Genomic DNA, 21,865 nt, shown 5'->3' with positions numbered 1-21,865 from the left:
AGAGCTTAGTCTAAGCTCTTTTTTACTACTTTCCTATGGAAAAACCTTGGAATAGCCTTCCGCCAAATGGCTGCAGGATATCATCAACCAATGCAATAACCTTATTTTTATCCCCAGTTCTATAAAAAGTATCAAAGGCATTCACAAAACACTCTGCAAACTTTTCATCATAGTTTCTCAATGAACGGATTACCCATTTAGAAGCACCAATCCAGTGTCGATTCGTTCTCAAGACAAATTCACTAACTAATTCAGCAAGTGTATTCGCTATAAATATTTCTTCCGCTCTATCTGTACAACCTATAAAATCATCAAGAGCATCTGTTATAAAATAACGCTTGATTCTTATGGTTTCAGCTGACCATTCTTGGGGACCGTTTTCTAATAAATCTATTGCCTCTTGTTTAATGTGCTCCATGATTCCACTATCTTTTAACACGATTCCTTCTGAAACCATTTTAGGCAAGGAAGGCCTCGCTCTTTCACAATCACTTGTAAAAAAATCCTTATAAGAAGTTAAGTTATGTACAAAAACCTCTATATTCCAGCCAAATTCAATGACAGATTCTCTATATGCTGATTTAAGATACTTATCAAATATCACGATATCAAGGTCAGATGTTTCGGTGGCCTCACCTCGAACCACACTCCCGGCTAATAAAGCTCCATGACAATTCGGAAATTGTTTCAAAGTAAATAGTTCCGCTGCTTTGTATGCGTCGATTCTATTAATCTTCCTCACTCCCATTTTTCAAACGTTCTTTTTTTTATCCGCACCCTCTATAAAATAAAATTCAAAGATCCTAGATGAGTTGTATCCCCTTCTAATACAAGCTTATAACCACTCTCATCCATTTCAACAATCGTAAGACTCGTATCATGAATATAAGGCGGGTCCCATAAGGCTTCGATTGGTGAATTCTTAAAAAATGAATACAAACATTTGATGACTACAGAATGAGTAACAATTAATATATTTCCAGATTTATATTCTCTTTTTATTCGATCTAATACCTGAATGGCTCTTGCTCGTGTTTCTTCAAACTTTTCTCCTCCAATAGTCGTAAATAGATGCGGGGCATTCCAGTATGACTCAAACTCTGTGGGATACATTTCTTTAATGGATGAATGAGTCTTACCTTCCCATTGACCCAGTTTAATTTCCCTCAAGTTCTCATCATAAATTACAGGAATATTTCTTTCTCCCCGTATCAAGCCGGTAGTGGCTTTCGTCCTCCCGCTTGGACTTGAGAAAATAGCTGTTATCTCTGTTTCTTTCAATCTTTCACCTAAACATACCGCATTTTTTATCCCGCTTTCGGTTAAGTTTGAATCCAGCCAGCCTTGCATTCTTTTTTCAGTGTTCCATTCTGTTTCTCCGTGCCTTGTTATGTATAGTGTGATCATAATCAGTCTCTCCTTATTTCACTTATTGCTTTAATTAGTTTTCTAGTTGTCTCTTTTAACTTTGTTTCATCTTCTATAATAATCTCATCTTCTAAATAAAAATTGGCAAATGATTGATCTTTATTTCTAGGCACCACGTGCATATGATAATGCGTTAATTCATTAAATATCCCGCCATTTTGACAGATGGTGATCCCATCTGGATGAAACAATTTTTTTATTGCTTTTGATAACAGAATGGATGCTTTCATAATTGAATTTGCTGACTCACCATCAAGTTCTTCATGGTCACAAATATGTTTCTTCGGCAAAATTAACACGTGACCTTCATTGTATGGTTCATGATCCAAAAAACAGCAAACAAAGTCATCCTCGTAAACAACATAGACTGGCAGAATCTTATTAGCCAAATTACAACCTAAGCAGGCCATTTTAAACACAACCTTTTTGAAATTCTAATACTCTTACTCTAACAAAAAAAGGCCTTAAATCTCGACCTTTATAATATATTTTGCAGCATTTCTAAAATTGTTAAAAAGAATTGATAAATCAGTGAAATCAGCTGTTTTATAAATTCAAATAAGGAGTCTAACATCACACTCACTCCCTTCAAAATCGTTCTATATTATTTAATGCTTTATTGGACGAGTTTGAAATGGATAAGCGTGTACTTTTGTTATAGAAAAATAGAAATAATCTTTTGACTCACACTTACGATAATCATACTTTGACCCAAGCCGCTCACGATGCCAGTTGATAATCTTAATGAGTTATTGCTTATTCTGTATTTCCTTTTTTGTGTCCAGCCATCAATCACCATTGGAAGGTTTAATACTATCCCCAGCCATAAAGGAAAATTCAAATTCAGGATCAAAAAAAATGGAAAAAATAAATAGCCAGCTAAGATACCTGTGCATCTTGCGCATAATGGCAGTGTATATCCGTTAATGGTTAGACTCCTTGATTTCATCCGGTGACAAGGAACAATGTCGGTTATCCGCTTTAGATTAATTGCAATCTGGTCCACAATCACAATCAGGTCCTCCATCACAATCTGGGCCACAATCACAGTCTGGCGTACAGTCATATTTCTTTTTTCGGTACTTCTTCCTTCCATAATAAATCAATACAGTCAGCAGCAATAGAATACCTGCGCCAGTCACAATCGAACCATATAGGATTTCACCTTTCACCAACAATGTAGTTCCGACCACAAATAGAATAATCATTCCTGTGAGCAAAAGAAAAAACATAAATGTCACCTTTCATTCTTTAAATCTCGTATTCTTTAACATTAGGATTCCTACAATCAGTAGAAGAATAGGTCCTATTACAAAAAATTCAAATACACTAGGTGTGGCTAAACCATACAAACTAAGCGGCAATGCCCAGATAGAACATACCAATAGCAGTTTGGCCTTTCTAGAAATACTAGCATAAATTGCAACCATAACAGGCATTAAGTACATTATAGTAAAGGAAATAAACACATCTGGTTCCACACTTGAATGGGTATATGGGTTTTGAAGTAAAATGAAACTACAAAATAGAAAGCTTCCAATCGAAACAACTGCCCCAATTACTCTCAAAATCCTCACTGCTTATCCCCCTAAGAAGTACTTTTTTAATTATATTCCATTTATTAGGCAAAAAACCTTTTTCTATTAAACATGTACGTGTTTTTTATTTTTGTAATAAAAGAAATGGCTCAGTTTATAAGACTGAGCCATTTCTTTTATTGCCATCACTGTTATTAACTTTATTCAGCCGTGTTTTCATTAATTGATTTAAACTATTGTCTGATCTAATTTCACTAACACATGTAGAACCTAATAGCAGTACACCACCAAGCATTTGAACAATTGTCATTTGTTCTTGCAGGATAATGGCAGAGATCAAGATAGCTACAAATGGATCCACATAACTGAGCATAGCTATACTCTGTCCTCTTAATCCTTTCATACCAGAGAAAAACAACCAAAACCCAATCCCTGTATTAATAATCCCTAAAATTAAAATAAAAGGAATGGAAGAGCTTGATACTTCAAAAATACCAAAGCCAGAGGTCACGAAAACATATGGCATTAGAAGTAAAGTGGTTGTTCCAAGCTGAATGATGGTCAGCTCTAACTTTCCCATATCTTTAATAAATTTATTTAAAAGTAATAACGCAGCATAAAATGCAGCTGCGATTAATCCAAAGGTTAGTCCAAGTAGATCTTCTGATCCGGAGGCACTCACGCCTTCTCCTAAAATCATTAACATCCCAATGATCGCTACACCAATACACACCATTTTCTTGATGGATAGCTGTTCCCGAAGTACAAAGGGAGAAAGAATCATTACAAATACAGGTGCAAAGTAATAACCTAGGGTTGCATTGGCAATTGTCGTATGGTCATACGATTGATAAAGAAAAATCCAATTTCCTCCCAAAGCAATACCTGAAAGAATCAAACATAAAGCATTAGCTTTAACTAAATTCCATGATATTTTTTTCTTCATCATGAAGAATATTAACAGTAAAAATAAGCAACCTATGAAACTGCTTAGTAAAGCTCTTTCGCTCGAGGATAGATCAATATATCGAACCACTAAACCAATCGTACCGAAAATCATCATGGATAATATAAACTGAATTTTTGATTTCATCATTTCCCCCAAAAACATCTGTGAAACAACTATTTCGCAGATGCTTAACCTTTTCCTTTCCGAACTTGAATATTTAATAGTAAAAATATATCATTATTACACACATTACAAAAACGAATGTTTATCATGAGAGGTATGACAAAATCAGATGGGATGAGAAAAGAGAAATGAATATCCAAAAATATATGGCATTTGTCAAAGCAGTAGAATACGGTAGTTTTACAAAAGCGGCCGAAATATTGGACTATTCACAGTCTGGGATTAGCCGTATGATTAACGATTTAGAAAAGGAATGGGGAATTTTCCTTTTTGAAAGAGGACATGCCGGTATCAATTTAACCTCTGATGGATTAAAGCTACTGCCCCAATTAAAGCGAATTTGCAATGAGTATGAAATCTTAATGAAGCAGATCGAAGACTTACACGATATGGAATCTGGAATGATTCGTATTGGGACCTTTTCCAGCGTAGCATCTCATTGGCTCCCTAACATGATTAAAATTTTTAAGAAGGATTACCCAAAGATTGATTTCGAATTTCTTCTAGGTGATTATACAGAAATTGAAAACTGGATCATAAATGGACGTGTTGACTTTGGATTTTTGCGGCTGCCTACAACAGCAGAACTTGAAACTATCTTTTTGGAACAAGACCGTTTGCTGGTAGTGATTCCACAAAATCATCCTCTTGCTAATTGCGAAAAGTTTCCCATTAACGGCTTACTGAATAGTCCGTTTATGCTGTTGGAAAAGGGAGCAAAAGCAGAAATCTCTGAAATTTTTAAGAAACACGAAATTTCGCCACATGTAAATTTTACAACATGGGATGACTATGCCATTATGTCCATGGTTGAAAATGGACTAGGAATCAGTATATTACCGGAATTGATATTAAAGCGTATTCCTCACAAAATTATAGCGAAAGAGCTTGAAGTTCCTGCTTTTAGGAATATTGGTGTTGCCATGAGAGAACAAAAATCACTTTCACTTGCATCCAAGAAATTTCTAGAATATTTATCATATAGAAACAACAAAGAAAAATGAGTGCCAAATCCTACAATTCGGCACTCATTTTAATTTACATTCTTAAGGCTTACCAACGGAATATGTTGCCATTTTATTTCCACTTAAAATTCCGGCAGTTGATCAAGATTGTTTTCTTTTATCCCGTCAGGTTCACTGCGGATGATATCTCTTCCATATTTGTGGAAAACATCAACATGGGCAATCTGACCTGATTTTGCCTCTGTTAGGGCGGTGATGTAATCAAGCTCTCGGCCAGAGTTTGTTTTAAAAGCGATAATGTCTCCATCATCATTCTTTCGCACAGCAACAATTTCCTCTTTACCACCTGGGTTAGTATGATTCGCCTCAAGGCGGGCTTGCTGCTCACTTTGCTGCTTGTAATCTTCATAAATTTCCTCAAAATTTTTCTCTTCCATCCATCCACCTCCGAACGTATGTTAGTATTTTGAGGTTAACTGCGAAAAAATATTCAAATGTACACAAACCTACAAAAACTCCCCTAATTCTAGTGTGGTATGTAATACACCTAACTGGGGGCTTTTCACCGTAAGACTAACTTATCCAAGTTTCTTTTGCCTCTTCTATTTGCCATTTTCCATCCTTAAAATGAACGGTAATTTCTACTCCTATTGCGCCTAATACGGAATGATATTTGGAACCTTCAAAGAATACGCTATTATTATAATTAAAAATCACTTTTTCAAAACTGAGAAGCACGCCTTTTAATGCCATTTTTTCTGAATCGTATAAACCTTGCTCTTTAAGTTTCTCCAAGTCAGCATCCATGACCTGCACCTTATACTTTTCTTTGAAATAATCTATTATTTCTTCTTTATCTTGTCTGCTTAATTCAGTCATGTTGCCCATATTGATTGCTATAAATTCCAACTCACTATTTAAAGCATGATCTTTTTCCATCATAGCTTCCAACGCGATACTGTAAATCTCACCTAAATGTTCTTTTGATTTTTCTTTACTTGTACAAGCAGTAAGTACTAGTATTAGAATGAAAAGAATCTTTATTTGTTTAATCCTCAAACATCATTCCCCCTTTATTTTTATAGACGGAGTTGAAATCATTTTGTTTCATAACACTCTTCATCACTAGAGCTTTTTTCCTTATTTAGGTGAAAATAATTCTACAAAGTTGAATAATTGGAGTGAGTTTGTATGCTGTATTTGGATAAATATCATGATCCTCGAAAAAATGGAGAACTGTTAGTGAAAATTACTGAAAAACAGCTTGATATCGAAGCCGTCATTAAGGAAACGGAACAGCTTTTCCAGAAATGTAGTGAGCATGAGCCTCGTCCTCAGATAAACCATAAATTTACTCCCGTTCCTTTTTATAAGAAGGTGCTTGAGGGGTTTTATCGCTGTTTTGCAAAACCCTTCATCCTGCTAGAACCAACTCAGATTCTGGTTGATTCTGTTGGAAATGTATACCCTAAGTGGAAAACTAAGCTGGATGACGAGTATAGTCATTTGCTAAATACCATTAAGAAAGAAGTAAACATTCTAGACGTTGGCGGTATAGGTGATGGAAAAACAGACAATACGGAAGCTTTTAAAAGAGCGTTTGGAAATGGAAGAGTAAAAGTTATCGTTCCCGAGGGTGTTTTTATTACAAAAGGTATTTGCATGCCTTCTTGGACCATTCTCGTTGGTGCTGGAAAAGGCAAAACAACAATCAAGCTGCATGACCAAGCAGCAAAGGAAACCAGACTCATTACCAACGCAAACCACAGGATAGGAAATCATCATTTATTTGTGCAGGGAATGAGTTTAAACTGGAATGTTGAAAGGCTTGGGAATGTAACAAAGACTAGTACCTGGGGTAACTATTCCAGCTGTTTAACCTATGCAAATGTCACCTATGGCTGGGTAAAAGATGTAGAAGGCATTAATCCAGGTCTGCATTGCTTTGATATTTCCTCTACCTTGTACAATTATGCTGGAGATGGCTACAGAGCACGTGGAGGCAGTAAGTACGTTTGGCTCGATAATCTAAATGGTTATGGTTTCGGAGATGATGGGATTACTACCCATCATAGCGATTACATTTTTATTTCTCGCTCTCATATGTGTGACCCAAGCGGTCGCGCTCACCAGAAAGATTTTTCTAATTCAAATGGGATTGAAATTGATGATGGTTCCAGGAATATTTTATTAGTTAATAATTCATCTGCGAGGTGTTTTGGCGGAGTTGAAATTAAGGCTCACCAAGATTCGTCTGCCGCTTCGAATGTGCAAATTGTTGGGCATATTTCTTTAAACGATAACCGCAGTTACAATTTCCGTCATATCGGACACCACAAAAGCACAGATTCAGAGTCTAAATCTGCCTACAATATTTCAGCAATAAACCTTGCAGCAATTGCACCAATTTTTACAGATCTATATAAATATTCCACTCCACGGTGCTTGGTTGTTTCTGCCTATAAAAATGTTGTGGTTAATTACTTTACATGTATCGGTGACCCGGAATACGACTATAATGGAAACCCTGTTATTGCGATTCAGTATCGCGCTAGGAATGTTGTTCTAAAAAACATCTCAATCAAGGATTTTAAAAGTGCTAGTGCAGCCATAAAAATTTACGGAGGAAAAAACCTTGCGGACTCTGTCAAAATAAGTAACGTTGAGGTTCGTAATTCTGGTACAAAAGCAATTGATATTGGTGCAGGTGTACAAGATATAATCGTTGAAAATGTGAAAGAACGATAAAAGCGTCAAAGATTTAATCATCGATGACGCTTTTCTTCTTTTTCTACAACAATTTCATCTACCAGCTTTTCTGCGACTTTTCGATATAAATTACTCATATGTACAAGCGAAGAAATCATTAGCACCTGTTCTAAATACGGAGAATGCTTTTCCCCCATTTTCGTTACTTCCTCCTTAACATCGTTCACTCTCTCATCGATATCCTCATTGAAAACCTCTACATTTCTTTGAGAAAGAGATAAGTAACTCGTATAAAAAGAATCTAACTCGATATCCTCTTTAATAATCTTTTTGTTAACACCATCAAGCGTTACTTGAATATCGTTAATCGACAGAGCACCTTTAAGCTGATAAATTAGGCTCATCAAAATCAAATGTTCCTTGGAATACTTCTTATTTTTTATTGGAAAAATAAGCTTCCCTTTCGCATAGTTATTGATCATTGTTTTGGTTAGAATTTTTTCCTCATCATTTCGCTTAGTATCTCTAAATTTATTTTCAAATAACTGAATGACCTGGTCCATATATAAATCAATATTCGGTATTTCATCTAACAGTAGGTTTGCCTCTAGAGCAAGTTCTTCCATAATTTCATGGATTTTTTCCATCGTAAAACCTCGTTCCTGCATGTTCTTCTTACTAGTATATCCCAAGAAATATCTATTGACTAGATGTTGAATTACCTTTATCATTATAAGTAGTTATTAAAACTACATGTTGTGTTAGGAGGGTTTTATTTTGAGCAATTATATTCGGGAACCAATTAATGGACTTACGCATTTAACAGGGGCGCTGCTATCGTTCGTCGGACTCCTCGCAATGCTGGTGAAAGTGTCAAGCACAACCACTTCAGCGATGGCAATTGCTGCGGTTATTATTTTTGGCGTCAGCATGATCCTCCTTTATTCTGCATCTGCCACTTATCATATGGTAATTGCACGTGATCACGTTATCGCGTTTCTAAGGCGGCTTGATCATTCGATGATTTTTATTTTAATCGCAGGTACTTACACACCTTTTTGCTTTATTAGTTTGAATGGCACCACGGGTAATATTCTATTTTCAATCATTGCCGCGGTGGCTTTAAGCGGAGTGGTGTTCAAGATGGTCTGGTTTAATTGCCCACGCTGGATTTCAACGGCATTGTATCTTGTAATGGGCTGGATGATTGTATTTTTCTTCTCTCCTTTAGCAAGTAGTTTAGACCCGGCTGGCTTATTTCTATTAATACTGGGAGGCATTTTCTATACAATAGGCGGAGTGATTTACGGAGCTAAACCAAAATTTCTTCAATTAAAATATATGGGCTTTCATGAGATTTTCCACATTTTTATTATGCTTGGCAGTTTGTCTCACTTTTTATGTGTGTTTTTATATGTTATCTAAAATGGAAAATGCCTCTGTTGTTGCAGAGGCATTTTCCATTTTCATTATAGAATTTACTACCTCCCAAGTATTTCCCTACGTATAGATTGAACGTAAATTACATAAGCCATGACTCGTTTTCGCATATTAAGTAAAAAAGGAGTTGGAAACCGTGAGAATCCTATTTATTTTTATATGCGCAACAATGACTTTCTTCCCAAGTCCTTTATATACAAGCTATTTTAACAACACTGCCTATGCCCAGCAAAAGCCTATTCCTTCTTATGCCAAGTGGGGGCAACTTGCAGTTAAAGAAACACAAAAGAAGTATCCCAATGTGCAAGTAGTGGATTATCTTCATATTGGAAAGGTACCGGGCGAAGTTTCATCAACAGAAAAGTTCAAACTATGGTTAAAAGGACCCCAAAAGGAATTTGGCGTCTTTGTCGATATAGAATTTAATAATCAGACCCAAAAAGTTATTAAGGTCACCTATAAAGAAACACCTAGATGATGGTTTAACGGAAAGTTCTACGAGAGAAGCCTCCCAATCCATGGAGGCTTTTCTTGTAGTACCTTGAATTAAAAGAAATTTCTATTTTTGAACAATCGCATCAGGGGCTTTGTCGGATACAAGATTCAAAATAATATTATGCTCAAGGAGCGCCTTTAACCCGCAGAGGACCATCGTGTATCCACCCATTGAGTCAATGGCCTGTGCAGTCATTTCATCTCCGCTACCTGAAAAACCTGTGTTGGTAATCGATACAAATGTTTGATTGTCGTTTCGGGAAGTAAATTTCCACTCTACCTTTGTTCCGTCAGACCATTCAATGCGAATAAGCTTGTTTGGGTCTATTTCTTTTACATCTAATTCGTCTCCAACACCATACATCTCCCAATCCCATCTGATTCGCTTTCCCTCCTCCAATCTGCCGCTGCTTTTGGTGAACCAGAATTTTGTCGTGATTTCAGGGTTGATAAAAGCTTCATATACTTCCTCAACTGGTTTGCGAATAAGCATTTCTGCTTTTACAATGGGTTTTTCGTTTAGTGTTATCATGCAAATACTCCCTTTTTCATTAATCATAGCTTATTTCACTATGGTTTCTAATTTGATGATGATTTAATACTCATTTCCTTTAATACTTTTTCAGATAATCGATTAGCAATTAGTTTATAGCCAGCAGGATTGGGATGTAGGGAATCACTGAAATAGGTGCTTTTGGGCTTATCTTGAAATAGGTCAAGCGTGGAAACAAAGTAAGTGCGATCAAAATGACCTGCCACTTGGACAATTTCATTGTTCCAATCTTCAATGGTGCTTAGGATTTCTTGGCGGTTCGAGTATTCTATATAGGGTTGATATAAACCTAAAACAAAAATAGGAGCCACAGAATTGTCTTTCCTAACGATTTCAAGGATTTTATTAAGGTTTGTAGTGAAGTTAATTTTACCCTCATTTACTTTTTTTACATCAAGTGGGTTAAATTGATGGTTTGCGCTCTTTCTAAAGTCATTCGTTCCGATATAAAGAATAATATAATTTGCATTTGTTATTTGCGCATTGATTTTTTTATCCTGCAGTTGCTCGAGAACTTTATCAGTTGAATATCTAGGTATAGCAAAGTTACTCACCTTGACGGGAGTATTCTGTACATCCTCCAATAATACTTTAACGCCTTCAATGTACCCCTTTTTTGCAGGGTCCCCTACTCCATGTGTGATAGAATCACCGAGGGCTACAAGGTTAATAACCTTTGTACTGGCCGAAGAACTACGAATACCGGTATACATACCGAATACTACTAAAATAATACAGAAGAAAAGGATATAATTTTTCATTTCATTTTAAACTCCTATTTTTGCTGATTTATTTAGGAGTTTTCCCAGTTACACCCAGACTCATGTTGGTAGTATCTGTGAGTTTAACTCCAAGATTGTATATCCTACATATTCAAGAAATTTGTGTAATTATCCTCTTAGAAATAGAGAGATATAAATAAAAAAATGAGCCCCTGTTTATCGCGGAGCTCCTCATTTTAGGCTTTTAATTCATTATAATTCTGTTTAGCTCTTCTTGAATTACAATCGCATGATTATATACAGGATCTTTAGCACCATAAAGAAGAGTAACTCTCCCCTTTGAAGTCATGGCTATGATTTGATTGATTATCATCTGTTTTTGTTCATCTGTACGTAATTCCTCAATGTATTTTACTCGAAATTCCTCAAACAACTCAGGCTTATGACAAAACCACTTTCGAAGCTCAGGACTAGGAGCGATCTCCTTTTCCCATGCCGTCAACTTGGCTGCATCCTTCGAAATCCCACGCGGCCAAAGCCGATCCACCAAGATCCGAAAACCATCCAACTCATCAAATGGCTCATAAATCCTTTTCAGGAAGAGATTATTCAGAAGGGTTCCCTCCTTATTTATTAGTCTTCTGATAACAGTGTCCATTCCACGTGGACAGTGTCCACGGGCGGTGACAGGCACCAACTCACCAACTCACCAACTCACCAACTCATTTAGTCCTCATCTTTTATATCCAGGTCTTCGGGGATGGGTTCGTTTAGGATTTCTTCGATTAGGTGTTTGTATTTTTCTATTTGTTTTAGGTGGGTGTTGAATTGTTCTTTGTTGATGATCCAGTTTTCTCCGTCATGGATGGCACGGATTTTTTTTTGTTTGATTAGGTCTTCGATGGTTGATTCTGGCATTGATAAATATTCTGCTGTTTCTTTTATGGTTAGATACATATTTATTTCATTCCCCGTCCGTAAAGGTGATAGTATTTACTACTCTTCCTGCTCTTCCTTTTGTGGTCACTGCCTGAGAAAGTGAGTTTAAAATGGCTTCCTCGGCAGCTTCAGCTGCTCCAGTAAATAACTGGTTCATTTGAGGATGATCTTCTCGCAATTGAATTCGCTGTTCCGTACTTACTTGAGAAAAATGATCAATTTTATGTGCTGTTGAAAAGGCGATTACGATATCACCGCTGCCATGGCTAAAGTGGCTTCCAGTTCTGCCCAGTCCGATTCCACAGCGCTTTGCGACACGCAAAAGCTGTCTGTCACTCAAAGGAGCATCTGTTGCCAGCACCATAATAATGGATCCATCTGCAGTCTCCGAAAGTCCCTCCACTTCAGAAAAACGAAACCCTTGATATTCTTCCTTCTTTCCAAAGTTTGTGAGAACAAGGCATCCAACTGTATATTCACCGGTGGTACGTGAAGACGTACCAATCCCGCCTTTGTAACCAAAGCAAATCATCCCTTTGCCAGCGCCAACAGCACCTTCCTCAACCTGACCACCCGAAGCGTTACGAATTGCTTCAATCGCATGCTCCGGCTTAACTGGAAATTTCCGAATCGAATTCAAATAACTATCATTGCACTCGCCGACAACAATATTAATAGTGCCTGTTGTTTCACCAATTTCAGGATTTTCATCCAGCATATATTCTAAGGTTCCTTGGGTAACAGCCGGAACAGCGAACGTATTTGTTAACATAATCGGTGATTCGATTTGTCCTAATTCATTAACTTGAACGAGCCCTGTCGTTTTTCCAAAGCCGTTAATAATATAGCTTGCTGCTGTTACTTTTTGTTTAAATACATTCCCTTGATGAGGGAGTATCGCGGTCACTCCTGTACAAGCATATTCCTCACCAGCAGCATCTAATGGGTAATCCAAGGTTACATGGCCAACCATTACACCCTCGACATCTGTAATACAATTTTTCATACCTGTCGGCAGCTTTCCTACAGTTATACCAGTTTCTCTAATCTTCATCCTAACACACCTGGCCGATGGTCGAGGAAGTTTTGATAGGCAAACCCTCGTACTTCATCCTCTTTAAAATGCTTTAATAATTCATTGATTAGATTTTGAGTTTTCGAGGCGTCCTCTAAATCTTTAACAAAGATGGATATTCCATCAAAATCCGAACCTAATCCAATATGCCTGACTCCACCCAATGAACAGAAATGATCAATGTGTTTCACAAGGTCATCGATGGTGACTTCCCCGGATTCCTTTATAAAAGGGGGGTAATAAACCACATGAATCATTGCGTTTCTTTTAAACATCGCCGTTGCCTGTTCATCCGTAACATTTCGAAGATGGTTACAGAGAGTACGTGAATTAGAATGGCTGGCAATGGGGTATTTAGCTAATTCGATTACCTCCCAGATTCCCTTGTCACTTAAATGAGAAATGTCCGTAAGAATCTGGTGCTCGTTATTAAACTTTACAATCTCTTTTCCAAACAGCGTCAATCCGCCACCGCGCGGTTCACCCGCTCCGTCGGCAGCTAAATTCGCATTATTCCATGTCAACCCAACGGAACGAACCCCCAGCTGATAAAGAATATGAAGCTTCATTAAATCATTGCCAATGGCATCGACGCCCTCAAGGGTTAACATAGCACCAATTTGGCCGATATTGATTCGTTCAAAATCGGACCATTCTTTAATATGAATGATATCTGGATTTTTCCCGAGGACTTCCTTGTAAAAATAATCTATTTGTTCAAGCGCCACCTGAAACTTCAGGTCCGATGGGATGGCTGGCTCAATAAAGATTGCAAAACATTGAACCTTAACCTGCCCTTTATGTAAACGAGCTTTGTTTGTCTGCAATTCTTTCGCATCAGCAAAACTCAGCGTGCCATTTCCCTCAGAAAGCTTTAATAATGCGTCACAATGCAGGTCAATTAGTTTCATTGAGAGCTTCCTCCTTTTGTAAAAAATTTTATCATAAATAACAAGGAAAGGTTAAATGAAGGAAAAACTAAACACTCAAATACCAGCAAGCAATTATACAGTAAATAATACTAGTGGAAATAGCATTTAGAATATTAAAAATTACCTATGAATACAAGTAAATAAATAGTAAAATTTATGTATAAACTAGATTGATGGAGGTGAATTTACCCATGACAAATAACCCAATTCATTATGATGGAAGTATTCAAAACAATGAAACTTCCGCTGCTAATTCTGCTGTAAATGAGCCGTTTACAATAACGGATGAAATGCGTGCAAACATTAGTGGAAACCCCTACTTCAGCGAAAATAATAACTAAAAAATAAAGGGAGTTTGCAAAGCGCAAATTCCTTTTATTTTTGGTCTGTATCTGTTTTTGTATCTGCATAAGATTTACCTTCATTACACAAACTAGAATGCATGCTAGATACAGAAAGGATCGATACGAAAATGACAAAAGTATTATACATAACAGCTCATCCTCATGACGATACACAGTCGTATAGTATGGCAGTTGGGAAAGCATTTATTGATTCTTACAAAGAAGTAAATCCTGATCATGAGATTATTAATATGGATCTTTATAAAGAAGATATCCCTCAACTTGATGTCGATGTCTTTAGCGGCTGGGGAAAACTCCGAACAGGTTCAGACTTCGAACAACTTTCCAACGAAGAAAAAGCAAAGGTTGGCAGGCTATCCGAGCTTTGTGAGCAATTTATTACTGCAGATAAATATATTTTTGTAACACCATTATGGAATTTTTCCTTTCCACCTGTCATGAAAGCCTATATAGATGCAGTATCGGTTGCAGGAAAAACCTTCAAATACACGGAAAAGGGACCAATTGGTCTATTAACAGACAAGAAGGCCCTTCATATCCAAGCGCGTGGCGGCATTTATTCCGAAGGGCCTGCTGCAGCAATGGAAATGGGTCACCGCTACCTTGAGATTATCATGCAATTTTATGGAGTCCCATCATTTGAAGGATTATTTGTAGAAGGTCACAATGCAATGCCTGACAAAGCCCAAGAAATTAAGGAAAACGCGATTGCTCGGGCGAAAGATTTAGCACATACCTTTTAATACACAAAGAGCCAACGAAATCGTTGGCTTATTTTATTGATGATAAAGTTTACGTGTAATTTTTTACGTACGCAACAAATCATAAAGTGTACAAGCAATGATCTTTGTGGCAGCCTGTAAATCGGAAAGACGAATATTTTCATCTGCCCGATGTCCATTTGCCTCTTCTAACGCTTTCGGACCGACACCAAACATAATGGTAGGAATTCCTGCCGCAAAGAAATGGCGGGCATCGGTATATAACGGTACTCCGTGGACTGGTAACTCTTCGTCCTCCTGTAATATTTCTTTCCAATTGGCAGCCAACGCTCGAATCAATGGTGTATTCTCTGGAACGGGGCCAAAGCTCTTGGCATGGAGGATTTTTCTTATTTCTACATTAATCCCGTGAAGATCCGAAATAGCTTGATAGACGAGTTCCCGAAACTCAGATTCTGCTTCAACAAAATCCTCTTCCGGTATTAATCGTCTGTCCACTCGGATGGTGCATTCATCTGGAACGACATTGGTATTAATTCCACCTGAAATCATCCCTATATTCAATGTTGGATAGTCAATTCCTGGAATCGATGATTTTTTTTCCGCCAAGTTCTTATGATAATCATATAAAGCCGATGCGATTTTAGTAGTTGCCTCAATGGCATCCACTCCTGTATGCGGCAGGGCTGCATGTGCAGACTTTCCGATCGTTTTAATTTCAAAGTGCAAACAGCCGTTATGGGCATTCACAGCTGAATAGCTGAATCCCGCGACAATGGCTTGGTCAGGTTTGATATGACCGTGGTCGATAAGCCACTTCGGACCAATTTCTCCTCCTGTTTCTTCATCGAATGTAAACGCAAGGTCCACTCTTCCAGACAGTTTTTCTTTGACCTGTTTTAATGCAAGTACGGCATAGGTGTAAGCTGCAATATCAGACTTTGACACTGCTACCCCACGCCCGTACATTTTCCCATCCACAATTTCTCCTCCATACGGGTCGACACTCCACCCTAACCCAGGAGGAACGACATCTCCATGTGCATTTAATACAACATTGCTCCCTTCACCAAAGACTGTAGGAGCAAGGACATTGGCCATACTAATCATCCCGTTGGCTTTTACACTCGCCTCGTCTACTTCTAGTAAAGCTACATCTTTAAACCCAAGCTCGGAAAGCTGTACTTCTAGAACTTTGGCTATCGGCAAACAATCTCCAGCTGGATTATCGGATGGCGTCTGGACTAATTTTTTTAAAAAAGCGATTAGGTCCTCCTCATGGTCCTCTATCCACTGCACCAGCTTTGCTTTATCATCAGTCATAAAATCACTCCTCAGCGGTTGTACGCTAATTGATGTAAAAATTTAATGAGTACCTCTAAACCTGTTTCTAAATCCTTGGTTGAGGTAAACTCCATTGGCGAATGGCTAATCCCCCCCTTACTGGGAACGAAAAGAATAGTTGTAGGACAAATGCGAGCAAATAGCTGTGCATCATGGCCGGCACCACTATTCATCCAATGGGAGGCAATACTGCTGCCAGTACAAATGCTGTCTATCATTTCATTTAGTTTACGATCCATCTGGGCCGGATGAACCTCATGCCACATCTCAATCTTTATATCTAGATCATGTTTTTTGGCATGGGTTTCAAACCTACTGGTGAATTGCTGGCAAAAAGAGCTCAAGACCGATTCGTTTGGATGTCTGGCATCGACAGTAAACTGCACATGATTAGGAATAACGTTTGGTACATTAGGCTCCACAAATAACTGTCCCACACTTGTGACAAGATCTTCATCGTATTCCTTTACACCTTCATATAAGTCATGAATCATGTTGATTGCTCCGTGGAGAGCGTCTCTTCTCCATTTCATTGAAGTTGTACCAACATGGTTCGATTCGCCGTTCACTGTGATTCGAAACCGCTTTTGACCGACAATTGCCTTGACAATACCTATTGATTTATTAACTTTTTCAAGGGTGGGCCCTTGTTCGATATGTAGTTCAATAAAAGTTTGGATATCATCCCGGACCCTGTATTCAGAACGTCCAAATCCTGCTGCCATCATCGCCGTCTCGAAGCTGATGCCCTCTGAATCCCTGATATCACGAATATCTTTATATGAATAAACCCCCGTCATCATCCCTGAACCCCAGAGAGCGATTGGAAAGCGGCTGCCTTCCTCTTCACAAAAAGAAACCACTTCAAGATTGATACTTGGCTGCCCGAACTGATTTTTCAACTGAATTAATGCTAGAATTCCAGCAATGATTCCATAAGCCCCATCATATTTACCGCCAGATTTAACAGTGTCGACATGTGAGCCAATCAAGATCGTTTGGTCATTCGGGTTCGATGAAGGCAATTTCCCAAATAAGTTTCCAACACAATCATAATTTGTGAGCAGCCCTGCTTCCTCCATCCAGCCCTTTAAGTTTTGCTGGGCGTCTTTCCAAGACTGGGAATAAAGTGTCCGAGTTACACCTCCATCCGGCTCACCTCCAAATGAGGCCAGCCATTCTATTGCCTCATTTAGATTAGTGGGGAACTGAGCCATCTGCTTCCTCCCTTAGCTGTATATATTGACCATACTTTTTTGTGGCTGCTCCGGTTTGATCGTCGTAAATTACATTGCCTCGCAGCAGCGTTTTTTTTATTTTCAACAGAAATTTTCTATTTTCATAGGGGGAATATTGATTTCGAAATGCAATACATTGTTGATTTGCAGTCGTGGTTTCATCTAATGAAATCAGGGCTAAATCCGCGTCCAAGCCTGTTTGAATCCTTCCCTTTTGTCCCGATATTCCAAACCGATCTGCAACATTAGCAGTGCCAAGAGGAAGGATATCTTTAAATGGAACACTCCTTTTCATCGCCTCATCGAGTAAGGCAAGCCATGTAAATTGTACTCCTTGGATTCCACCCCATGCTTCCCAAATTGAGTTCGTGTTTTTCATGTAATAAGGACAGGGGGAATGATCAGATCCAACCGTATCAATCCAGCCATTTGCAATACATTCCCATAGTCCCTCTACTACTTCTCTTGACCTGAGCGGCGGGGCACATTTCAGGATGGCTCCGGTTTGAAGGAAATCTTCTTCATCAAAAAGTAAGTAATGTGCGCATGTTTCGACTGTCACATCCATTCCACTTTGTTTTGCCTGTTGAATGAGTTTAACAACCCTCGCAGAACTGATATGAACGAAGTGGAGTGATGTACCATATTTCGCAGCCTTCTCTAATGCATAACTAACCGCCTTTTCTTCCGCAGAAATCGGCCTGCTTGCGAGAAATGCCTTACGCTCATTGGTGCTATTTTGTCTTTTATAAAAAGCGGTAAGGGGTTGAATCTCTTCCTCCCATTCCGCATGCAAGGCAAGGATCTTCCTTTGTTGTGCTGCGATTTTCATTGCCTGCTCCAATTGGCCAGGTGATACAAAGGGAAAATCATCGATACCGCTCTCAGACATAAATGCCTTCCATGCAATAATGCCCTCACACATCTGGTCTAGTTCCGCTTTGTTTTTCACGGAATCACCAGTCATTCCGCCCCATAGAGCATAATCAACATGTGATTTAGAGGTTAAGTACGCTGTTTTACTTTGTAAATTTTTCAAGTTTGTTATGGAAGGAGAACAATTTAGGGGCATATCAAAAATCGTTGTGGTGCCGCCAATGGCTGCGGCACGGCTGCCCGTTTCAATGCCTTCCCACTCGGTACGGCCGGGATCGTTAAAATGAACATGTGCATCGATAAATCCAGGAACGACTAGGCAGCCACTTGCATCTATGGAATTTTTGTTTTCTTTTATTGGCTCAGGTTCGCACTCGTATAGAGCATCGATCTTGCCATCTATAATTCTTATACTTGCATACCGAAACCCTTCTTCTGTAAAAACATATCCGTTTTTCACCCAAAGTTCAGTACTCATTTTCCCTCCTAACTCCCTCGGTAGGTACTGTACCCTCCCGGTGAGATCAAAAGCGGTACGTGATAGTGGGAACCCGGTTCAGAAATACCAAATCGAACGGGAACACAATCCAAAAATGAGGGGTCTTCAGTGAATGTTCCGCGACTTCGGTAATAGTCTCCGACATAAAAATGAAGTTCATAGATCCCCTTTTTCATAGTATCTCCCTCTAAAAGAGGGTGATTTAATCTGCCATCTTCATTGGTATAATCAGTTTGGATGGTTTTTATTTTTTTGTCTGGACCGACCCGTACTAACTCGACTAACACACCGACAGCGGGTTTCCCTATGCTGATATCAAGGACATGTGTTGTCAGCTTTCCGGTCATTTGCTTGACTCTCCTTCACTTTCGAGGTCAGCATGTGTCATGGAAAAACATTGGAAGCCAAATGGTGGACGAGGTTCAGTAAACACTTTCCCCTCCTGCGGGGCAGAAATTTCGTCCAGCACCGTTTCCCAAGTTCGGTTATTGGATTCAAAGGTGACCTCTAGTAATTGTGGAAAACGCTCTAGGATTCTACTGCCAATTCGGTAAATAAGATTTTGGATGGATGGAGAGTTCTCCTCATGAAAGACGGTATAGGCAATATCTCGAACCTGTTCTGCTGCCACATACCTATCAGGTTTATCTCCTCTTGCATCTTCGATATCGTTATATTTCCAATCAATATTTAGAAAAATAAACAGCGGGCGGTCAAAGGATTCCGGCAATGTGGTATATTCATCCTTCACATAGCCATAGAAAGAGCTGCCCTTAACTTTAATAAGCTTAAGACCTTTCAAACTGCTTACATGATTCGTCGTCTGGATTTTATCCTTTTCCCGTTTCACTTCAATTGAAGCAGCTGCCTGTTCATTTACTGAGTAGCGAAATACAAGCGGACTTGGTTCGAAGCTGTTATTTGCTGGGACAGGAAGCTCTTCAAAAGAAATCTGTTCAGCTGAAATACTAACTCCCGTCATATGTGAATATGTCTCAAGAAAACGGCGGGCGACAAACTCAAGAAATCCTTCCTGGGTGGCTCCCTGATAATCACCTGCATGCTTAAGGATAAAGTTTTTCATCGAATCGGTTGCAACAACCAACGTGTTATCACCATCTGTAAAGGAGGATAAAAATGCTTCTCCTTCTACGGCGATTTTTACATTCATCCCAAAGAGAATGTTTTTCCTTCCTGAAAAGGTGGATTCGGGAATGGAACGAACCCCGGTTAACGGCTTTGCGTATGTTCGATAGACCCACACATCTGCTTTCCCATAGCTCATTGTTCTTTTCATATTAAGTCAGCCTCCTTTTGATGTTGATCGTCAAAACGCATCATGGTCGGCAATAAAGATTGTGCCTGTAAATATGTTAAACGGGGATTACAGGCACAATTCAACCGTAATTGTGCCCGTAAATTCGGTTCTGCGAGATTATGGGCACAATTCATCCATAATTGTGCCCGTAAATTCGGTTCTGCGAGATTATGGGCACAATCTTACCTCTATTTTTTAAACTTCGGTCACCATGACCCTTTCATCCTATGAAAATATCACTCAATCGAAAGCCAGCGATTTTATACACCTCTTGTAAGGCTATGCTATATTCTTCTTCGTAAGAATGAAGAACCCTTTGTTTCATCTCGGATAAAATCCTTTCCTTGCTTTGCCCCTTTACAGCCATAATAAAAGGAAAATTGAACTTGGCTACATATGAGTTATTAAGCAAATGAAACTCTGTATATTCCTCCTTTGTAAGCTTATCAAGCCCCACACCAGCCTGTTCTTTCTGGGAGACCTCCGAAATTTGCAATCTTGTTCCTAAATCTGGGTGTGCACGGAGCAATGCCATCTGCCTGGATTCGTCCGCACTTTGAACAATAGAAATCATTCTTTGCAAGAGGTTTTCATGTGATAGAAACGGCTGATGTCCCCAGGCCTCCGCAGCCACCCAAGGAGAATGTTCAAACACCCAGCCAACTTTTCGAACAAATTCCTCTTTGTTCATTAGATTGATATCGTCTATTGAAAACACAGCCCCGTCTCCCCTATTACTTTTTATTAAAACTATATATATTCTAGACCTCCTAAAAATACCCACCTGTTCTATCTCTAATTTTATGAATCTTTATAAATGGCTCGTCTATTTGTCAACTGTCGTGGTACAGCTAACTTGTCCTGCCAATTTTCACCATAATATCGAATTGCTGAAATAGTATCTACATTAGTGTCATATAATCTAACAAGTTATTTTATAACCGCTGATAAAAAAATCATGTAAACAAACCTGCCAACATTGAAGCATTTCTATCGATGATAGAGAATAATGAAATAACTTATATACCCAGCCACAAATTAATTCATAGGATTACATGCCTTAAAAACTAACACAGAATGGAGAGGTTATATGTCCGAAATTCATTTTATGAAAAAGGCAATTGCAGAAGCGCTCGATAATGTCCTCACCAATCACGGCGGACCATTTGGGGCCATCGTAGTAAAGGACGGCAAAATTATTGGAGTAGGACGAAATGAAGTGACTGCCTCTAACGACCCAACAGCACATGCTGAGGTCCAGGCCATTCGTGCAGCCTGTCGTTATTTAAACAACTTTCAACTAACTGATTGTGAAATCTATACGAGCTGTGAACCTTGTCCCATGTGTATTGGTGCAATTTACTGGGCAAGACCAAAAGCTGTTTATTATGCCTGCACTAAACAGGACGCAGCAAAAATAGGGTTTGATGACCAATTCATCTATGATCAGCTTGAACTTCCAATGCAATCTAGAAAAATATCAATGAAACAGATTTTCACAGATGATGCCAATCTTCCTTTTCAAACATGGGAAAGTTCGAGGAATAAAGTAGATTACTAATCAGACAATAGAGG

General features: G+C 38.6%; 29 protein-coding genes. 7 read left to right on the top strand and 22 right to left on the bottom strand.

The window, feature by feature from the left end; genetic code table 11:
• Nucleotides 1-25: 25 nt before the first annotated feature.
• From AC2TFD_RS05295 to AC2TFD_RS05265, 7 genes are all read right to left on the bottom strand, one after another.
• Nucleotides 26-748, bottom strand: coding sequence for a nucleotidyltransferase domain-containing protein (locus tag AC2TFD_RS05295; protein ID WP_484675181.1), 723 nt, complete (start codon nucleotides 746-748; stop codon nucleotides 26-28).
• 32 nt (nucleotides 749-780) lie between these two features.
• Nucleotides 781-1,407, bottom strand: a complete 627-nt coding sequence (locus AC2TFD_RS05290) for a histidine phosphatase family protein (RefSeq protein ID WP_484675180.1) — start codon at nucleotides 1,405-1,407, stop codon at nucleotides 781-783.
• Nucleotides 1,408-1,409: 2 nt separating this feature from the next.
• Entirely contained in the window at nucleotides 1,410-1,838 is a 429-nt protein-coding gene (locus tag AC2TFD_RS05285; protein WP_484675179.1) for an HIT family protein, read from the bottom strand.
• 245 nt (nucleotides 1,839-2,083) lie between these two features.
• On the bottom strand, nucleotides 2,084-2,440 hold the full coding sequence (locus AC2TFD_RS05280; RefSeq protein WP_335569084.1) for a DUF2085 domain-containing protein: 357 nt from the start codon (nucleotides 2,438-2,440) through the stop codon (nucleotides 2,084-2,086).
• Nucleotides 2,415-2,660, bottom strand: coding sequence for a hypothetical protein (locus AC2TFD_RS05275; RefSeq protein WP_335569083.1), 246 nt, complete (start codon nucleotides 2,658-2,660; stop codon nucleotides 2,415-2,417). The genes AC2TFD_RS05280 and AC2TFD_RS05275 overlap by 26 nt, the downstream gene beginning before the upstream one ends.
• A 12-nt stretch (nucleotides 2,661-2,672) precedes the next feature.
• On the bottom strand, nucleotides 2,673-3,005 hold the full coding sequence (locus tag AC2TFD_RS05270) for a hypothetical protein (protein ID WP_335569082.1): 333 nt from the start codon (nucleotides 3,003-3,005) through the stop codon (nucleotides 2,673-2,675).
• Between the two features lie 115 nt (nucleotides 3,006-3,120).
• Nucleotides 3,121-4,059 carry a DMT family transporter gene (locus AC2TFD_RS05265; RefSeq protein WP_335569081.1) on the bottom strand — a complete coding sequence of 313 codons (939 nt, stop codon included), beginning with the start codon at nucleotides 4,057-4,059 and terminating at the stop codon, nucleotides 3,121-3,123.
• 167 nt (nucleotides 4,060-4,226) lie between these two features.
• Between AC2TFD_RS05265 and AC2TFD_RS05260 the strand changes: the two genes are divergently transcribed.
• The gene (locus tag AC2TFD_RS05260) at nucleotides 4,227-5,102 is read left to right on the top strand and encodes a LysR family transcriptional regulator (protein WP_335569080.1); all 876 of its coding nucleotides are present in this window, start codon (nucleotides 4,227-4,229) and stop codon (nucleotides 5,100-5,102) included.
• An 83-nt stretch (nucleotides 5,103-5,185) separates the two neighbouring features.
• Here AC2TFD_RS05260 and AC2TFD_RS05255 read toward each other — a convergent pair whose 3' ends face one another.
• Nucleotides 5,186-5,500: a DUF3892 domain-containing protein gene (locus tag AC2TFD_RS05255; protein WP_484675178.1), complete on the bottom strand. Its 315-nt coding sequence runs from the start codon at nucleotides 5,498-5,500 to the stop codon at nucleotides 5,186-5,188.
• Between the two features lie 136 nt (nucleotides 5,501-5,636).
• On the bottom strand, nucleotides 5,637-6,122 hold the full coding sequence (locus AC2TFD_RS05250) for a peptide ABC transporter substrate-binding protein (protein WP_484675177.1): 486 nt from the start codon (nucleotides 6,120-6,122) through the stop codon (nucleotides 5,637-5,639).
• A gap of 132 nt (nucleotides 6,123-6,254) precedes the next feature.
• Here AC2TFD_RS05250 and AC2TFD_RS05245 point away from each other — a divergent pair, with 132 nt between their 5' ends.
• The gene (locus AC2TFD_RS05245; protein WP_484675176.1) at nucleotides 6,255-7,811 is read left to right on the top strand and encodes a glycosyl hydrolase family 28-related protein; all 1,557 of its coding nucleotides are present in this window, start codon (nucleotides 6,255-6,257) and stop codon (nucleotides 7,809-7,811) included.
• Between the two features lie 17 nt (nucleotides 7,812-7,828).
• Here the strand turns inward: AC2TFD_RS05245 and AC2TFD_RS05240 are convergent, their stop codons facing one another.
• Nucleotides 7,829-8,419, bottom strand: coding sequence for a DUF1836 domain-containing protein (locus AC2TFD_RS05240; RefSeq protein WP_484675175.1), 591 nt, complete (start codon nucleotides 8,417-8,419; stop codon nucleotides 7,829-7,831).
• A gap of 130 nt (nucleotides 8,420-8,549) precedes the next feature.
• Here AC2TFD_RS05240 and trhA point away from each other — a divergent pair, with 130 nt between their 5' ends.
• On the top strand, nucleotides 8,550-9,197 hold the full coding sequence (trhA, locus tag AC2TFD_RS05235) for a PAQR family membrane homeostasis protein TrhA (protein WP_484675174.1): 648 nt from the start codon (nucleotides 8,550-8,552) through the stop codon (nucleotides 9,195-9,197).
• Nucleotides 9,198-9,348: 151 nt separating this feature from the next.
• On the top strand, nucleotides 9,349-9,690 hold the full coding sequence (locus AC2TFD_RS05230; protein ID WP_335512267.1) for a DUF3889 domain-containing protein: 342 nt from the start codon (nucleotides 9,349-9,351) through the stop codon (nucleotides 9,688-9,690).
• Nucleotides 9,691-9,771: 81 nt separating this feature from the next.
• On the opposite strand, the gene AC2TFD_RS05225 is transcribed toward AC2TFD_RS05230, so the two are convergent.
• From AC2TFD_RS05225 to AC2TFD_RS05200, 6 genes are all read right to left on the bottom strand, one after another.
• Nucleotides 9,772-10,239 (bottom strand): SRPBCC family protein, encoded by a 468-nt coding sequence (locus tag AC2TFD_RS05225; protein WP_335512268.1) that lies wholly within the window; start codon nucleotides 10,237-10,239, stop codon nucleotides 9,772-9,774.
• Between the two features lie 47 nt (nucleotides 10,240-10,286).
• Nucleotides 10,287-11,021 carry a GDSL-type esterase/lipase family protein gene (locus AC2TFD_RS05220; protein ID WP_484675173.1) on the bottom strand — a complete coding sequence of 245 codons (735 nt, stop codon included), beginning with the start codon at nucleotides 11,019-11,021 and terminating at the stop codon, nucleotides 10,287-10,289.
• Nucleotides 11,022-11,226: 205 nt separating this feature from the next.
• Complete coding sequence (locus tag AC2TFD_RS05215; RefSeq protein WP_484676271.1) at nucleotides 11,227-11,676, bottom strand: DUF488 domain-containing protein; 450 nt, start codon at nucleotides 11,674-11,676, stop codon at nucleotides 11,227-11,229.
• 32 nt (nucleotides 11,677-11,708) lie between these two features.
• The gene (locus tag AC2TFD_RS05210; protein WP_335512270.1) at nucleotides 11,709-11,939 is read right to left on the bottom strand and encodes an excisionase family DNA-binding protein; all 231 of its coding nucleotides are present in this window, start codon (nucleotides 11,937-11,939) and stop codon (nucleotides 11,709-11,711) included.
• A gap of 7 nt (nucleotides 11,940-11,946) precedes the next feature.
• Entirely contained in the window at nucleotides 11,947-12,975 is a 1,029-nt protein-coding gene (locus AC2TFD_RS05205; protein ID WP_484675172.1) for a DmpA family aminopeptidase, read from the bottom strand.
• On the bottom strand, nucleotides 12,972-13,907 hold the full coding sequence (locus tag AC2TFD_RS05200; protein ID WP_484675171.1) for a dipeptidase: 936 nt from the start codon (nucleotides 13,905-13,907) through the stop codon (nucleotides 12,972-12,974). The genes AC2TFD_RS05205 and AC2TFD_RS05200 overlap by 4 nt, the downstream gene beginning before the upstream one ends.
• A 212-nt stretch (nucleotides 13,908-14,119) precedes the next feature.
• On the opposite strand from AC2TFD_RS05200, the gene AC2TFD_RS05195 reads away from it, so the two are divergent.
• Together AC2TFD_RS05195 and AC2TFD_RS05190 are read left to right on the top strand one after the other, a co-directional pair.
• On the top strand, nucleotides 14,120-14,269 hold the full coding sequence (locus AC2TFD_RS05195) for a hypothetical protein (RefSeq protein ID WP_484675170.1): 150 nt from the start codon (nucleotides 14,120-14,122) through the stop codon (nucleotides 14,267-14,269).
• Between the two features lie 131 nt (nucleotides 14,270-14,400).
• Entirely contained in the window at nucleotides 14,401-15,036 is a 636-nt protein-coding gene (locus AC2TFD_RS05190) for an FMN-dependent NADH-azoreductase (protein ID WP_484675169.1), read from the top strand.
• Nucleotides 15,037-15,099: 63 nt separating this feature from the next.
• Here the strand turns inward: AC2TFD_RS05190 and AC2TFD_RS05185 are convergent, their stop codons facing one another.
• From AC2TFD_RS05185 to uraD, 6 genes are all read right to left on the bottom strand, one after another.
• Nucleotides 15,100-16,338: an ArgE/DapE family deacylase gene (locus AC2TFD_RS05185; protein WP_484675168.1), complete on the bottom strand. Its 1,239-nt coding sequence runs from the start codon at nucleotides 16,336-16,338 to the stop codon at nucleotides 15,100-15,102.
• Nucleotides 16,339-16,349: 11 nt separating this feature from the next.
• Nucleotides 16,350-17,576 (bottom strand): M20 family metallo-hydrolase, encoded by a 1,227-nt coding sequence (locus tag AC2TFD_RS05180; RefSeq protein ID WP_484675167.1) that lies wholly within the window; start codon nucleotides 17,574-17,576, stop codon nucleotides 16,350-16,352.
• Nucleotides 17,557-18,951 carry an allantoinase AllB gene (gene allB / locus AC2TFD_RS05175; RefSeq protein WP_484675166.1) on the bottom strand — a complete coding sequence of 465 codons (1,395 nt, stop codon included), beginning with the start codon at nucleotides 18,949-18,951 and terminating at the stop codon, nucleotides 17,557-17,559. Before allB ends, AC2TFD_RS05180 begins: the two co-directional genes overlap by 20 nt.
• An 8-nt stretch (nucleotides 18,952-18,959) precedes the next feature.
• The gene (gene uraH / locus AC2TFD_RS05170) at nucleotides 18,960-19,319 is read right to left on the bottom strand and encodes a hydroxyisourate hydrolase (protein ID WP_335569067.1); all 360 of its coding nucleotides are present in this window, start codon (nucleotides 19,317-19,319) and stop codon (nucleotides 18,960-18,962) included.
• A complete protein-coding gene (gene pucL, locus AC2TFD_RS05165; protein WP_335569066.1) occupies nucleotides 19,316-20,269 on the bottom strand; it encodes a factor-independent urate hydroxylase in 954 nt (317 codons plus the stop codon). Before pucL ends, uraH begins: the two co-directional genes overlap by 4 nt.
• Before the next feature lie 241 nt (nucleotides 20,270-20,510).
• Complete coding sequence (uraD, locus tag AC2TFD_RS05160) at nucleotides 20,511-21,008, bottom strand: 2-oxo-4-hydroxy-4-carboxy-5-ureidoimidazoline decarboxylase (RefSeq protein ID WP_484675165.1); 498 nt, start codon at nucleotides 21,006-21,008, stop codon at nucleotides 20,511-20,513.
• A 372-nt stretch (nucleotides 21,009-21,380) separates the two neighbouring features.
• On the opposite strand from uraD, the gene AC2TFD_RS05155 reads away from it, so the two are divergent.
• Nucleotides 21,381-21,851 carry a nucleoside deaminase gene (locus tag AC2TFD_RS05155; protein ID WP_484675164.1) on the top strand — a complete coding sequence of 157 codons (471 nt, stop codon included), beginning with the start codon at nucleotides 21,381-21,383 and terminating at the stop codon, nucleotides 21,849-21,851.
• Nucleotides 21,852-21,865 lie beyond the last annotated feature (14 nt).

The sequence above is a fragment of the Neobacillus sp. plas4 genome (assembly GCF_057221695.1).
The sequence above is the reverse complement of the archived record's forward strand: the minus strand, read 5'-3'. Positions and strand labels throughout refer to the sequence as shown.

Bases quoted from the DNA above. Each gene is read 5' to 3' on its own strand.
- AC2TFD_RS05275 (WP_335569083.1), bottom strand. From the start codon at position 2,660: ATGTTTTTTCTTTTGCTCACAGGAATGATTATTCTATTTGTGGTCGGA.
- AC2TFD_RS05290 (WP_484675180.1), bottom strand. From the start codon at position 1,407: ATGATCACACTATACATAACAAGGCACGGAGAAACAGAATGGAACACT.
- AC2TFD_RS05225 (WP_335512268.1), bottom strand. From the start codon at position 10,239: ATGATAACACTAAACGAAAAACCCATTGTAAAAGCAGAAATGCTTATT.
- AC2TFD_RS05265 (WP_335569081.1), bottom strand. From the start codon at position 4,059: ATGAAATCAAAAATTCAGTTTATATTATCCATGATGATTTTCGGTACG.
- AC2TFD_RS05220 (WP_484675173.1), bottom strand. From the start codon at position 11,021: ATGAAAAATTATATCCTTTTCTTCTGTATTATTTTAGTAGTATTCGGT.
- pucL (WP_335569066.1), bottom strand. From the start codon at position 20,269: ATGAAAAGAACAATGAGCTATGGGAAAGCAGATGTGTGGGTCTATCGA.
- AC2TFD_RS05195 (WP_484675170.1), top strand. From the start codon at position 14,120: ATGACAAATAACCCAATTCATTATGATGGAAGTATTCAAAACAATGAA.
- AC2TFD_RS05200 (WP_484675171.1), bottom strand. From the start codon at position 13,907: ATGAAACTAATTGACCTGCATTGTGACGCATTATTAAAGCTTTCTGAG.
- AC2TFD_RS05190 (WP_484675169.1), top strand. From the start codon at position 14,401: ATGACAAAAGTATTATACATAACAGCTCATCCTCATGACGATACACAG.
- AC2TFD_RS05285 (WP_484675179.1), bottom strand. From the start codon at position 1,838: ATGGCCTGCTTAGGTTGTAATTTGGCTAATAAGATTCTGCCAGTCTAT.
- AC2TFD_RS05255 (WP_484675178.1), bottom strand. From the start codon at position 5,500: ATGGAAGAGAAAAATTTTGAGGAAATTTATGAAGATTACAAGCAGCAA.
- AC2TFD_RS05205 (WP_484675172.1), bottom strand. From the start codon at position 12,975: ATGAAGATTAGAGAAACTGGTATAACTGTAGGAAAGCTGCCGACAGGT.
- allB (WP_484675166.1), bottom strand. From the start codon at position 18,951: ATGAGTACTGAACTTTGGGTGAAAAACGGATATGTTTTTACAGAAGAA.
- uraH (WP_335569067.1), bottom strand. From the start codon at position 19,319: ATGACCGGAAAGCTGACAACACATGTCCTTGATATCAGCATAGGGAAA.
- AC2TFD_RS05210 (WP_335512270.1), bottom strand. From the start codon at position 11,939: ATGTATCTAACCATAAAAGAAACAGCAGAATATTTATCAATGCCAGAA.
- AC2TFD_RS05155 (WP_484675164.1), top strand. From the start codon at position 21,381: ATGTCCGAAATTCATTTTATGAAAAAGGCAATTGCAGAAGCGCTCGAT.
- AC2TFD_RS05180 (WP_484675167.1), bottom strand. From the start codon at position 17,576: ATGGCTCAGTTCCCCACTAATCTAAATGAGGCAATAGAATGGCTGGCC.
- AC2TFD_RS05240 (WP_484675175.1), bottom strand. From the start codon at position 8,419: ATGGAAAAAATCCATGAAATTATGGAAGAACTTGCTCTAGAGGCAAAC.
- AC2TFD_RS05260 (WP_335569080.1), top strand. From the start codon at position 4,227: ATGAATATCCAAAAATATATGGCATTTGTCAAAGCAGTAGAATACGGT.
- AC2TFD_RS05185 (WP_484675168.1), bottom strand. From the start codon at position 16,338: ATGACTGATGATAAAGCAAAGCTGGTGCAGTGGATAGAGGACCATGAG.
- AC2TFD_RS05245 (WP_484675176.1), top strand. From the start codon at position 6,255: ATGCTGTATTTGGATAAATATCATGATCCTCGAAAAAATGGAGAACTG.
- AC2TFD_RS05295 (WP_484675181.1), bottom strand. From the start codon at position 748: ATGGGAGTGAGGAAGATTAATAGAATCGACGCATACAAAGCAGCGGAA.